This window comes from Streptomyces sp. NPDC020958, from assembly GCF_055562175.1.
Genome location: NZ_JBVHFU010000004.1, coordinates 548,799 through 561,007, shown reverse-complemented (window position 1 = coordinate 561,007; position 12,209 = coordinate 548,799). Strand labels below are relative to the sequence as shown.

Below are 12,209 nucleotides of genomic sequence, written 5' to 3'. Positions count from 1 at the left end.
GCTCTGACCCATGGCCGACGCACCGTACAAGCTGATCCTCCTCCGCCACGGCGAGAGCGAGTGGAACGCGAAGAACCTGTTCACCGGCTGGGTGGACGTCAACCTCAACGAGAAGGGCGAGAAGGAGGCAGTCCGCGGCGGTGAGCTCCTGAAGGACGCCGACCTCCTGCCCGACGTGGTCCACACGTCCCTCCAGAAGCGCGCGATCCGCACGGCGCAGCTCGCCCTCGAAGCGGCGGACCGCCACTGGATCCCGGTCCACCGCAGCTGGCGCCTGAACGAGCGCCACTACGGCGCCCTCCAGGGCAAGGACAAGGCGGCGACGCTGGCCGAGTTCGGCGAGGAGCAGTTCATGCTCTGGCGCCGCTCGTACGACACCCCGCCCCCGCCGCTGGCCGACGACTCGGAGTTCTCCCAGGCCTCCGACCCCCGCTACGCCTCCATCCCCCCGGAGCTGCGCCCCCGCACGGAGTGCCTCAAGGACGTCGTCGTCCGCATGCTCCCCTACTGGTACGACGGCATTGTCCCCGACCTCCTGGCCGGCCGCACGGTCCTGGTCGCCGCCCACGGCAACAGCCTCCGCGCCCTGGTCAAGCACCTGGACGGCATCTCGGACGCCGACATCGCGGGCCTGAACATCCCCACCGGCATCCCCCTCTACTACGAGCTCAACCCCGACTTCACCCCGACCACCCCCGGCGGCCGCTACCTCGACCCGGAAGCGGCAGCAGCGGCGATCGAGGCGGTCAAGAACCAGGGCAAGAAGAAGTAAGCCTGACTGATCAAGCCCCCTACCTGCGGGTTCGCCGCTGGTAGGGGGCTCGTTGGTGTGCTGGGGCCGTCTGGGGGCCGTGGGACTTAGATGCGACTGATCTGCACGCGGACTGCCACGACGAGGGCGAACAGGTAAGCGGCAACGGGGCCGGTTCCAGACTGCAGGCCCAGGCCGGCACCGCCGAGGCCAATGAAGGTGAACGGCTTCTCGCGGAGGGCGAGGTCGATGCGCAGGCCCCGCCGTGGCACTATGGCCTTCTCCATGTGAGTCATGTGTTGTCCTATCGCTGGGTCAATGAACAAGCCCATGGAGAGGAGAGGTCGCCCCTGCATGGGCGGCCTCTCCGCTATTTGGGTAGCAGGACCATACTGCCTCAGCTGGTGATTAACCAAAGGCTCAGCTCAGCGCTATATCTACCCTATTAACTAGCCGTCCGTATCAGGGGCTGGGCGGATGTAGAACCTTGTGGCGCTTGGTCGGGCGTCGCCGAACGGCCTCCCTGAGGTGCGGCACGCGCCGCGACACGGCTGGACTGGCTGGCCTGCTGGGGCCAAATGTAGCGACGAACTTTGGTAGGCAGTTCACGTGGACAGGATTCAGGATTGGTGAACGTGAAAAGACGCCGGATGCCAAAGCCGTAATCGGAAACGCGTAATCATGATGTGTGATTCGAGAGTCGCGAAATCGCGTAACGTGAATCCGGTTTCAAATGAATCTGTCGCCGTGATTCGCGTGGAGATTGAGCTGAAAGCTAGCTCCCCGAATCGCCCCAAGTGGCAGCGATCGCCTTGCGGGTGCGCTCCTGGCTGGAAGGCATCAGGTGTGCGTACACCCGCAGCGTCAAGCCGGGGTCCGAGTGGCCGAGGTACTCGGCCAGGGCCTTGATGTTCTCGCCCGCGTCCAGGAGCACCGAGGCGTAGAAGTGGCGGAGTGCGTGCATGCCGTTCTCGCGCGACTCCGCGTACGCCCCACCTGGCTCTCGCTCGGGGATCACACCGGCCGAGGCCAGAGCCCGCTTCCACACCTCCTCGTTGAGCGACGTACGCCAGACGTGCCCGCCCCGCGGCCCGGTGAAGATCAGCTGCTTGGTCACCGGAGGCCCGTCGGCCACCTTCCACGGCAAGGTGATCTCGACCGGCGGGAACCGCTTCATGTGGTCCCGCAGTGCATCGGCGACCGGCGCGGGAAGCGGTACGTCTCGCAGCTTGCCGCCCTTGGGCGGAGCGAACACCGCCTTGCTCCGACTCAGCTTGAGCTGTTGGACCACGTGAAGTGTGTCCGAACCGAAGTCGATGGCGTCGACGGCGACGCCGAGGATCTCGCCCTGGCGTAGCCCGCAGCCGCCACCCAGGTCAACCATGGCTTGGAAACGCTCGGGCATGCCGGCCCGGACGGCGAAGAGCCGTTCCGTTGTCCAGGGGGCGACCCGCTTCGTGTCGACCGTGGGCGGCCGGACCGAGCGGGCTGCGCACGGGTTGCGCGGAAGGTGTCCGTCGTCCACCGCCGCACTCAGGGCGGCGCGAACGTTGGAGTAGATCGTCCGGGCGTACGAGCCCCGGACACCGTTCTCCTGGAGCTTCCGTACCCAGTCGCGGATATGGGCGGGCTGGAAGGAACCGAGCGGACGTGATCCCAGATGAGGGAAGGCGTGCAGGCGGAGTTGCGACTCCATCGAGGCCTGTGTGTTGGGGTCCGCTCCCTGCGTCTCCACCCAGGTCTCCGCATACTGCTGGAAGGTGATCCGTGCCGCGCGCGGGTCGATGTACTGCCCGCGCGCCATGTCCGCCTCGATGTGGGCGAGCCACTGTTCGGCGAGTCGCTTTTGCCGGTCGGGGAAGCTCTTTGACTTCTCCGTGCCGTCCGGACCGACGTACCGGGCCCGGTAGCGCATGCCGGTGCCGTAGCGCTCGGTCTTGACCTTGCGGTCCTTGCCGTCCTGTCCGACCTCAGTTCTGTACCAGCGGTCTTGGATGTGTCCGGCCATCAGGCAGCCGCCCCCTTGCGCTGCGAGTCCACCCAGGCCCGAACGTCGGCCGGATCGAAGCGCAGGTGCCGACCGACACGGAAGCCACGGGGACCAGTGCGCTTGCGGCGCCACTGGTAGACCGTCTCGACGCTGGGCAGCTCGAACATCTCCACCAGGTCCTCGGGGGTCAGGTACCGCGCGGGCAGGGCGCGCGGTTCGGTGGCCAAGTCGGCGAGGGTGAGGCGTCGGCTAGCCACGAGTGGGTTCTCCTTCGGTTCCGGGGGCTGGTTCGAGGGATGCGGACAGCCAGGCTTCGGCGGCGGAGAGGCCGGTGCCGGCGAAGACCCAGTGGGCGAGGACGTACGTCGTCCCGGGCGCGTTGTCGGGCGTGGTGGTCGCTGCCGCCTGTGCTCGGCGCCATTCGGCGCGGGCGTCGCGGAGGGCGCCGAGGGTGGTGGAGTAGCGGCGGGATTTGGTGGAGAAGTGGCCGCGGAAGCCGAGCATGTGGGCCCAGGCGCGGAGGCGGAGGTGTTCGAGGCTCTTACGGGCGCCAAGGGTCCAGGCGGTTCGGATGAGTCGTCGGGCGTGGTCGCTGATGTCGAGCTGGGCGAGTTCGGCGGCGAACTTCAGCGGCCGGTCGAGGGCGCCCGTGGCTGTCTCGGCGCCCTTGGTGGCGTACTTCGCGATGTACGCCGCTACGGCCCTTTCGGTCAGCTCTTGGCCGTCGTTGAAGTCGGCGGATCGGATGGTGCGGACGTCGAGTTGGCGGCCGAAGGCGAAGGTGTGCGTGCGGCCGTCGAGGGCCGGGCCGTCAACCCGGACCTTGGCGGTGGCCGCTTGGATGGCGTCGGTGAGGAGTTCGGCGGTGGCCCAGGGCGGGGGCGGGGTGTCGCCGCCGTTCGGGCCGTCGAGGCGGATGACCGCGTGGAAGTGGACGGCGCCGCGCTTCTGGTATTCGGCGACCTTGGCGAAAGAGACGCGGGCATGGTCGCGGAGGCGGCGCTGGGAGAGGCCAGCGCGCTTGGCGACCTCCCGGCGGAGGTAGATCGAGAAGCGCCGCCAGAGGGCGCCAGCGTGGGCGTTCCAGAGCACGGCCGCTTCGTAGTTGTAGGTGTCGGGGTCGAGCGGAGTGCCGAGGGCGTCGTCGTTTTGTTCGTGGTGGGTGCCGCAGCGACAGGCGCGACCGTCGGTGCGGCGGTTGTGGACTGGGCCGAAGCCGGGGGCGGTGAAGGTGGCGAAGACGCGGGGGTGGGTGGCGACGTGTTCAGGGGTGCCCTTGCCGCCCCGGAGTCCGGTGGTGATCAGGTGGAAGGTGTCGCGGCGGTAGACCTCTGCGCAGGCCGGGCAGCGGGTGGTGCGGCGGTTGTTGCAGCGGACGAGGAGTTGGCCGGCGGGCAGGTCGGTGGAGTCGAGGTGCTGGAGGATGCGGCCGATCTCGCCGGTGGTGGTGTCGACGTCGTACTCGGTGCGGTGGCCGTCGAGGCGGATGGGGTTGGTGCAGCCGCCGAGGCCGGAGAGTTGGCGGAGGATACCGGGCAGGGTGCCGCCTGCGGCGAGGTTGGTGAGTTCGCGCAGCGGGGGCGGGGTGGTGCGGGTGAAGATGGCGGGCTCCTTCTGGCTGGCTCGGTCAGGGGGTGACGGGCCCCGGGGCGGCCGGATGCTTGGCGGTGTCGTGGCCGCCCCAGGGGTCGGGCACGGTTCAGCGCCGGTTGTGTTCGCGCAGCAGGGAGCGCAGGACCACGGCGGCGATGGCCACGGAGATGGCCGAGACGGCGACGGCGGTCAGGAGCGCGGTGAGGACCACGCCGCCCGTGAGCACGGCGACGACGGCGCCGGTGCTGATGGAGACGGCCGGGAGCGCGGAGCGCAGGGCGGGGGCCGGGTCGGTCGGGGTGTGGGTGTGTGCGGGCGGCGGGGTGGGGCTGTCGGGGTACTTGGGCAGGAACACAGTCAAGACTCCTTATCTACTCGTCTAGGCATGTGAGCCGTTTATGACGGTCACGCCGGAACGGGTGCCGGATTCGATGGCGGGGGCGAGGAAGGTGTGGGAGAGCCAGAAGCCGAAGAGGGCGACCAGGACGACGATCCAGGTGCGGACGCCGAGGTACTTGACGGCCGCCCAGGCGAAGAAACCGAGGACGACGACGAGCGGAAGGTTGAGGGTCACGGGGCGCAGGGTCCTTTCAGCGGACGGGGCAGCGGTGGGTGCGGGCGGCGAGTTCGGCGGCGGCGCGGCTGTCGTAGTCGGCGGAGAAGCCACAACGCGGGGCGGTGCAGGCGGCGGTGTGCTTCTCGCGGCCCCGGTCGTCGTAGGCGGTGCCGACCTGGACGGGGCCGATCCGGATGACGTTGCGGAAGCGGCGGTTGGCTGGCAAGAGAGGCGTCCTTCCCTTTGATTGCTTGCCTGTTGGGCGTGACGGCGTGTAGATAGGCGGCATGTCACAAGGGGCACGGCGGCTGGCCGCCTTCGGTACGGCCGCGTTGGTACTTGGGCTCGCGTGTGTTGGGGGAAGGTGGTGGGTGGGCGAGTCCTGGGCCACCGTGATCACCACGTGCTGCCTTGAGGTCATGATCATTTCGGCCGTTGTCGGAACGCGGCGAGCGCTGAGGAAGCGATAACCCCCTCATCGGCATTCGCCTCAGAGCTGCGCAGCAACGGCTTCGGCCATGGGGGCCGGGACGCCGAGGCGGGCGCGGAGGGTCGGTGTGTCGATCGGGGTACCGGTGCGGGTGTGGTGTTCGGCGGCGACCTTTCGGGCGTGGTCGACCAGGGCGGCCGGGACCGGGACGGGCGGCTGCTCCGGCGGCGCCTCGATGGCGGGTTGGACAGGCGGCGGTGCTGGTGTGGCTTCGGGCTCGTGCTCCTGGTCCTCGATGACGTCGGCGCCGATCTCTTCGGTGGCTGCTTTCGGCGCTGAGTGGACGAGGAGGGTGCCGCCGAGGAAGGCGACGGCGGGCCATCCGGCGACGAGGATTCGTAGCCATGCCGGGACGTCGTCCAGGTCGAGGAGGCCGGCGGTGGCGACGTTCGCTCCGAGGGATGCGACGAGGGCGATGACGAACCAGCACCAGGCCGCCGCTTTGGCCGTCCCGGAGCGGAGTCGACGCCATGCGGCGACGAGCAGCAGGTCAACGCTGATCGGGTAGGCCCAGGCTTTCCACCCGTCCTGTCCGGCCGCCATGGCTACGTCATGGAGGTGGGCGAAGGACAGCGCGGCAGCAATGAGCGCTTGGACCAACACGGCGTCGACACGGCCGAGGTGGGCGCGCACGGTCCGGCTCCTTTCGGTTTCGGGCATGGCAGGGGTAGGGACATGACGCGAGGTGGTCACGCCGACCGATGCGAGGAAGGGACGACGGTCAGTCGGTCACCGGACGCGGCCGGACGACCGGGGCCGGAGTCTCGACCGGGTGCACAGGCACGTGAGGCCGGAAGGGCTTGAGTGAAGGCAGGTCGGGCACCAGGTGCGCCGTCTCCCGGCAGGACCCGGCGGCATCACCGAGGGAGAGGTACGGGGTGCGGATGCGGGACCAGCCGCCGGAGGTGTCGCCCGCGACGGCGAGACCAGGCATCTCAGGAGCGATGGCACAGGCGGCGAAGACCGCTTCGGGAGCGATGTCACCGAGCGCCATCTTGGCGGAGGCTTCATCGTTGACGCGGTGGCACACGCGGCCGGTGAGTTGAGCCCGGAGCATGGTGGCGCCCTTGCCGAGTTCGGCGCCGAAGCGCTGCCCGCACACCTCCAGGTAGATGCCGGCTGCGCGGCCGAGCTGGGCGAGACGGATGAGCTGGGTGACCATCTCGTCCCGCCGTTCCTCGTCCTTGCGGGTCGCGGTGAGGAAGAGTTCGGCCACCTCGTCGACGAACAGGACGATGGGCACGGGGCGTTCGCTCTCCGGCAGGCCCCAGATGTCGGAAGTGATCTCCTCGTCCGGGGTGCCGGGCGCGATGCCCTGCCGTTCCTTGATCAGGTCGTATCGATCCTCCATTTCCTTGACCAGGGCGGGCAGCAGCTCGGCGGCTTCGTCCGGGTCGGTGGCGAGCGCCGAGAGCCTTGCTGCGAACGGCGCCAGTTCGACACCCCGCTTGCAGTCGATTCCGACTAGGGCAACGGGCTGAGGGGCGAGGCCGGCGATGAGGTGCCGGAGGTACATGGACTTGCCGGACAGGGTTGCGCCGAGGGTGAGTTGGTGGGGAACGGCGCGGTAGTCGCGTACGAAGGGCATGGCATCCTCGCGCAGCGCCACCGGCACCTTGAGGAACCCGCCGCCGGACTTGCGGGGCATGCGTACCCGCCGCAGGACGTCGTAGCCGACGAGCCGCAGTTCCACCACACCCGGCTTCACCGTGGTGACGTAGACGGCATGCACTCCCCAGGCGTGCCGCAACCGCTCGGCCGAGGCGGCGAGGTCGGCGGGTTCCTGCCCCGGAGCGAGCCGGAGGCGAAGCCGCAGCCCGGTCGAGGTGGGACGGATGATGCCCCGGCGGGGCGGGACCGCCCGGACCTCCCGCCGAGTGGTGGCCTTGACGGCGAGGACCCGCAGCCGGGAGGGCGCGACGGTCAGGCCGCAGGCTTCCATGACGGAGCCGTACGAGCTGAGCAGACGGACCGTGGATATCGGGCCGCCGACGGCGGACCAGTAGAGCGCCGGGTACTTGGCCCGGGTGTAGGCGGCCCCACCGCCGAGCGCGGCGACAGGACCACCCACCTCCAGAAGCGTTGTCAGGTCGGTCATCAGGCGGTGGCCCCCATGGCGGCCGGGAACGCGGCCGGAGTGACGGCAGCGGCCCGATATGCGATGCCGTGACGCTGCTGCCCGTTGAACACGGACTCCCATGGCCGGGCGACGAGACCGGGGAGCGAGACCGGCGCACCGAGGTTCAGCCCCTCGGAAACGCCGCCCTCCGGCACGGTGACCTTGATCAGGGAGGACTCCCCGTCCTCGATGTAGACGACGCCGATGGTCATCAGCGCCTCACCGCTCAGGGCGTCCTTGGCGATCTCGCCGGTCTGGCGGTCGCGGACCTTGGGCTCAGGAGCCTCGGTGAGGAGGATCGTGGCGGCGGTGGTCTCCACACGGATGGTGCGCACAGGACACTTCCTATCTACTCGTCTATACATCTAGCGATCTGCGAACCCGATCTCCCGGGCTCACGACGATCACCCTGTCACACAACTTGCCCACTCGTCTATACGAGTGAGTGTGTTGGGGTATACGAGTTCGGAGAGCTGCGCCCGCACACCACCGCAAACCATGACGATCAGGTCGCCGGGAGTTGGTACGACAGGACGTAGGCGTCCGCCGCCATGACCGTGTCGCAAACCTCGACGGGCCGCCCCTCGGTGTCGAAGGCGGTACGGATCAGGTGAATGACCGGCACACCCGAGGCCAGCCGGAGCGTCTTCACCTCGTCGGGCGAGGGCATCCGGGCGCGAATCTCCTCTTCGAAGTGATCGAGGCGGTGGCCCAACTCTTCGAGCCGGGCGTAGATGCCACCAGGCCCGGGGTTGGGTTCGGCGATCTGGGTGCCGCGGGCGATGTCGAGGGGGAGGTATGAGGTGGCGAACTCGACCGGCCGGCCGTCGAGAAGATACCGGCGCCGCCGGGCCAGCACGCGCCGCACGGACCCGAGCCGCGTGGAGACGTCCTGGCTGGCCTTCTCTTCCTTCACTTCAAGGCTGTCGACCTGGGGGTGACTGCCGGCCGCATCCGCCTCCACGATGAACGCGGACTTCCCCTGCTCCCGATGCCGCCGGGCAAACCGGTCGGAGGCGAGCCGCCGCACGGGAGGCCGGGGCCGCACGAACACACCCTTCCCGTGCTCGGCATGCACCAGCCCTTCCCCCTGGAGGATGGAGAAGGAGTTCCGGACCGTCATCCGGGACACCCCGTAGTGCTCGACAAGCTCAGCCTCCGAGGGCAGCTTCTCGCCCTCGCCGAACCGCCCACGGTCGATGGCCTCGCGCAGTTGGTCGGCGATCTGCCGGAAGACCGCACGATCGCTCGTGGGGTCGAGATCTCCGAGGAGGCCCGAAGGAAGAGCAGGGCTCACTTGTACTCCTTTAGGTATCTAGACGAGTGGGTGAGTGTTGTTGCTACGGTGAGAGCCTAGCCAGCCGAGAGGGCCGAGGAACGTGAGCACAGAACGCCCGCACTCCGTGAGCGTCGCCGGGGTCGTCATAGACACCCGCGGCCGGGCCCTCCTGATCCAGCGCCGGGACAACGGCAAGTGGGAACCGCCGGGCGGTGTCCTCGAACGCGAGGAGACCATCCCCGAGGCCCTGCAACGCGAAGTCCTCGAAGAGACCGGCATCAAGATCGTCCTTCCGGCGACCCTGACCGGCGTCTACAAGAACATGACGGGCCTGATCGTCTCTCTGGTCTTCCGCTGCGAGGCCGCCGACGGCACGCCCACCACTGGTGACGAGACCCGCGCCCTGCGCTGGGCGACCCGTGAAGAAGTCTCCGAGCTTGCCGACGAGGCGTACGCCATCCGTGTCCTGGACGCGATGGACGCGGCGTCTCCACCTGCGATCCGCGCCCACGATGGCGTGAAACTCGTCTAGCCCGAATCCGCTGCACATGGCGGCCTACCAGCATGAAGGAACTTGTATGCACGAGTATATGAGTACAGCCCGGGTCTGGGGGCTCAGTTGCCCAGGTTTCCCGGAAGAGGTCAGCCGAGCCCGCCGCTGGACCCGCGACATCCTGCGAGGCTCCCCTTTAGCCGAAGACGTCGAACTGATCGTGAGCGAGCTGAGCGCGAACGCGATCCTCCACACGGCCAGCGGCCAGGAGTCGGGCAGCTTCCATCTGGCCCTTGCGGTGTCAGCACAGGTGATCGCGTTGTCGGTCACCGACGACGGGGCCGCCGGCACAGCGCCGAAGATCAAGCGCCAGGACCAGGAGGCCGAACACGGCCGAGGCCTGGGCATGGTCAGCGCAATCGCCCATCGCGTCGTCGTCCACGAAAGCGACGGCGGCTACACGGTCACCGCCGAGCTGTTCGCGGGCCGACCGACCGGAGGCCACCCGTGCTGATGGACAAGCCGCAGCGCGGCTACTGGTGCGAATGCTGGACCGAGGACATCACCGACGAGACGGGATGGCCGGCGCTCCGGGCATCCTTCGACGCCTACTCCGCGCCCCAGGCAGACAGATGGGTCGCCATCGCACTCCGCACCATCTCACCGGCACTCGACCCCGACGCATCCCAGGAAGCGTGGGAATGGCTGTACGACGGCCGCATAGCGACGAGGAAAGCTCTCCTGCGAGCCGAGCCCTGCACGGTGACAGTCACGCAGGCCAGCACCCGCATCACATGGGCGATCCGGCCCGTGATCTTCCTGCCGCTGGCACACCGCCAAGGCGTTGAACTCCCGCTCTGCACAGACGACTTCAAACCGCACACAGCACCTCAGGCGCCCCACACAACCGACTGAGTTACAACCTTCCTTACAGGTTCAAGGCGGCTCGCTCCGCTCCCCGCGCGCGGCCCGGCCCCCGTCCGGGCCTGCGCTCCTGCCTCCGTCCCGCTCCAGCCCGGCCGGTGTCCGTGCCGCGCGCACAGCAATCAGCCGCTTGCCGTAAGAAGTCATTTCACTGGTCGGTCTACAGCCCCGGACGCTACGATCTGCGCATGACTGGACAGGTTCCGAGTAAGTCGTCCTCCATCGCGGCATACGCTAGCCGTGATGACCTTCAGCAGTACGGCGATAATGGTCTGATTCTTTTCGCTCTTCAGCTTAATCTCGGAATCGAGGACATCCAGTCCGTTGCCGCCACCGCTCTCACGGACGGCAGCAATGACAAGAAGTGCGATCTGGTTTTTGTGGACACTGACCGTGAGCGCGTAGTAGTTGGGCAGGCGTACTATTCCGGCAAGGAGAAGCAGGAAGCGCCGGCCAATAAGGCAAGCGACCTCAATACGGCGGTCACCTGGCTTCTCAAAGGGCCTTTGAACGGCTTGCCCGAGAATCTCCGGTACGCGGCAGAGGAGGTAAGGGAAGCCTTTCAATCCGATAAGGTCCGTGAATTCGATATCTGGTATTGTCACAACCTTCCGGAATCCCTCAATGTCCGCTCGGAGCTTGACCAGGTGGCTCATACCGCCAAGGCATTGATTTCTTCCGAGTTCCCTAAGGCGCGAACCACTTCTATCACCTCTTCAGAGATCGGCCTCAATCGCCTAGAGGAGTTCTACACCAGGACTAAGAATCCGATTTCGGTAACGGACTCCTTCATTATCCCGATCCAAGGTGGCTTTGAAGCTAACGGGGCCAAATGGCGCTCTTTTTGCACATCAGTTCGCGCCTCTTGGCTGCGGGATCTATGGAAGATTCATGAATCCGATCTGATGTCTCCGAATGTTCGGGATTATCTAGGGATCGTCCGCTCTGAACGTAACATCAATTACGGGATAAAAAATACCGCTCGCGACACTCCTGATAACTTCTGGGTCTACAACAATGGGCTCACCATCCTAGTTAATTCCTTCTCTCACACGCCTGCGACAACTGGAAGTGAGGCAACCCTAGAGATCTCAGGGCTTGGGATCATCAACGGCGCTCAGACCACTGGGTCGATTGGCACACTTACAGATGGTGAAGCCGGCAACCTTGATGAGACCTGGGTTATGGCTCGGTTTGTTAAATGCGACGATCCAGAGGTACTAGGCGAGATCGTCAGGTACAACAACACTCAAAATAAGGTAGAAGCGTCGGACTTTCGCAGCAAGGACGCCGTCCAAGAGCGATTGCGCCAGGAATTCTCCACCATCCCCGACGCCGACTACAAGGGGGGCCGCCGGGGAGGTACTCGGGATGCTATCGAGCGATCAAGGAATCTGTTGCCAGATTCGACAGTCGCACAGGCTCTTGCAGACTTCCACGGAAAGCCGAACATCGCCTACAACGACACCCGTCGAATCTGGGATGAAGATGGCGTTTACGCCCAGTTCTACAACGACAAAACCTCCGCGCGCCACGTATTGTTTGCCTACTCGCTTCTGCGAGCCATCGAGGCGGCAAAGCTAGAAATCACACATATCTCTGAAAATGGCAGGACTGCGGCTCAAAATCGCCACATGGCATTCTTCAGGCAGCGCGGCGCTATTCATCTGATGGTGTCCGCTATCGCGGAATGTCTTGAGACCGTATTGGGATCCGCAATCCCTGATCGCTTTTCTCTCCGCTTCAAGGACTCAATCAGTCCGAAAGTCGCCGAGGAAAAATGGCGTCCCATCGTGGCCGCCTGTTTGCCGTTCGCCCATCAACTGAATGAAGCCGTTTCTGGCGGGTTGAAGAACGCGGACCGCGTAGCACTAGCAATCACCAATTTCCAAGCCATGGTGGAAGCTACAGCGTCTTCGAACGAAGATAACTTCAGAAGTTTCTCAAGCGCGGTGGAATTCTCTTAATCAAGCGCCGTTGGAGGTTGCAATCGCAGGGAGACCGCCGCGAAACT

At 66.3% G+C, this 12,209-nt stretch carries 16 protein-coding genes; 5 read left to right on the top strand and 11 right to left on the bottom strand.

Annotated elements, in window-relative coordinates; translation table 11 throughout:
- Positions 1-10: 10 nt before the first annotated feature.
- Positions 11-772 (top strand): phosphoglyceromutase, encoded by a 762-nt coding sequence (locus ACZ3KP_RS16465; RefSeq protein WP_467500079.1) that lies wholly within the window; start codon positions 11-13, stop codon positions 770-772.
- An 86-nt stretch (positions 773-858) separates the two neighbouring features.
- Here the strand turns inward: ACZ3KP_RS16465 and ACZ3KP_RS16460 are convergent, their stop codons facing one another.
- The 11 genes from ACZ3KP_RS16460 to ACZ3KP_RS16410 form a co-directional block, all read right to left on the bottom strand.
- The gene (locus ACZ3KP_RS16460) at positions 859-1,047 is read right to left on the bottom strand and encodes a hypothetical protein (protein ID WP_451469745.1); all 189 of its coding nucleotides are present in this window, start codon (positions 1,045-1,047) and stop codon (positions 859-861) included.
- A gap of 479 nt (positions 1,048-1,526) precedes the next feature.
- On the bottom strand, positions 1,527-2,759 hold the full coding sequence (locus tag ACZ3KP_RS16455) for a tyrosine-type recombinase/integrase (protein ID WP_467500077.1): 1,233 nt from the start codon (positions 2,757-2,759) through the stop codon (positions 1,527-1,529).
- Positions 2,759-2,998, bottom strand: a complete 240-nt coding sequence (locus tag ACZ3KP_RS16450; protein ID WP_451469743.1) for a helix-turn-helix transcriptional regulator — start codon at positions 2,996-2,998, stop codon at positions 2,759-2,761. Before ACZ3KP_RS16450 ends, ACZ3KP_RS16455 begins: the two co-directional genes overlap by 1 nt.
- Positions 2,991-4,316 (bottom strand): replication initiator, encoded by a 1,326-nt coding sequence (locus ACZ3KP_RS16445; protein ID WP_467500299.1) that lies wholly within the window; start codon positions 4,314-4,316, stop codon positions 2,991-2,993. The genes ACZ3KP_RS16450 and ACZ3KP_RS16445 overlap by 8 nt, the downstream gene beginning before the upstream one ends.
- A gap of 124 nt (positions 4,317-4,440) precedes the next feature.
- The gene (locus ACZ3KP_RS16440) at positions 4,441-4,689 is read right to left on the bottom strand and encodes a SpdD protein (RefSeq protein ID WP_467500297.1); all 249 of its coding nucleotides are present in this window, start codon (positions 4,687-4,689) and stop codon (positions 4,441-4,443) included.
- A 24-nt stretch (positions 4,690-4,713) separates the two neighbouring features.
- Entirely contained in the window at positions 4,714-4,908 is a 195-nt protein-coding gene (locus ACZ3KP_RS16435) for a hypothetical protein (protein WP_132888888.1), read from the bottom strand.
- Between the two features lie 16 nt (positions 4,909-4,924).
- A complete protein-coding gene (locus ACZ3KP_RS16430; RefSeq protein ID WP_352093630.1) occupies positions 4,925-5,116 on the bottom strand; it encodes a mobile element transfer protein in 192 nt (63 codons plus the stop codon).
- A 264-nt stretch (positions 5,117-5,380) separates the two neighbouring features.
- Positions 5,381-6,013 (bottom strand): DUF2637 domain-containing protein, encoded by a 633-nt coding sequence (locus tag ACZ3KP_RS16425; RefSeq protein WP_467500074.1) that lies wholly within the window; start codon positions 6,011-6,013, stop codon positions 5,381-5,383.
- Positions 6,014-6,101: 88 nt separating this feature from the next.
- The gene (locus tag ACZ3KP_RS16420) at positions 6,102-7,478 is read right to left on the bottom strand and encodes an FtsK/SpoIIIE domain-containing protein (RefSeq protein WP_467500072.1); all 1,377 of its coding nucleotides are present in this window, start codon (positions 7,476-7,478) and stop codon (positions 6,102-6,104) included.
- The gene (locus ACZ3KP_RS16415) at positions 7,478-7,834 is read right to left on the bottom strand and encodes an SCO3933 family regulatory protein (protein WP_467500070.1); all 357 of its coding nucleotides are present in this window, start codon (positions 7,832-7,834) and stop codon (positions 7,478-7,480) included. The genes ACZ3KP_RS16420 and ACZ3KP_RS16415 overlap by 1 nt, the downstream gene beginning before the upstream one ends.
- 170 nt (positions 7,835-8,004) lie before the next feature.
- Entirely contained in the window at positions 8,005-8,796 is a 792-nt protein-coding gene (locus ACZ3KP_RS16410) for a GntR family transcriptional regulator (RefSeq protein ID WP_089100239.1), read from the bottom strand.
- 106 nt (positions 8,797-8,902) lie between these two features.
- Here ACZ3KP_RS16410 and ACZ3KP_RS16405 point away from each other — a divergent pair, with 106 nt between their 5' ends.
- The 4 genes from ACZ3KP_RS16405 (at position 8,903) to ACZ3KP_RS16390 (ending at position 12,162) form a co-directional block, all read left to right on the top strand.
- Complete coding sequence (locus ACZ3KP_RS16405) at positions 8,903-9,310, top strand: NUDIX hydrolase (RefSeq protein ID WP_362719603.1); 408 nt, start codon at positions 8,903-8,905, stop codon at positions 9,308-9,310.
- Positions 9,311-9,356: 46 nt separating this feature from the next.
- Entirely contained in the window at positions 9,357-9,785 is a 429-nt protein-coding gene (locus tag ACZ3KP_RS16400; protein WP_467500068.1) for an ATP-binding protein, read from the top strand.
- On the top strand, positions 9,785-10,186 hold the full coding sequence (locus tag ACZ3KP_RS16395; RefSeq protein WP_467500294.1) for a hypothetical protein: 402 nt from the start codon (positions 9,785-9,787) through the stop codon (positions 10,184-10,186). Before ACZ3KP_RS16400 ends, ACZ3KP_RS16395 begins: the two co-directional genes overlap by 1 nt.
- A gap of 197 nt (positions 10,187-10,383) precedes the next feature.
- A complete protein-coding gene (locus ACZ3KP_RS16390; RefSeq protein WP_451469736.1) occupies positions 10,384-12,162 on the top strand; it encodes an AIPR family protein in 1,779 nt (592 codons plus the stop codon).
- Positions 12,163-12,209 lie beyond the last annotated feature (47 nt).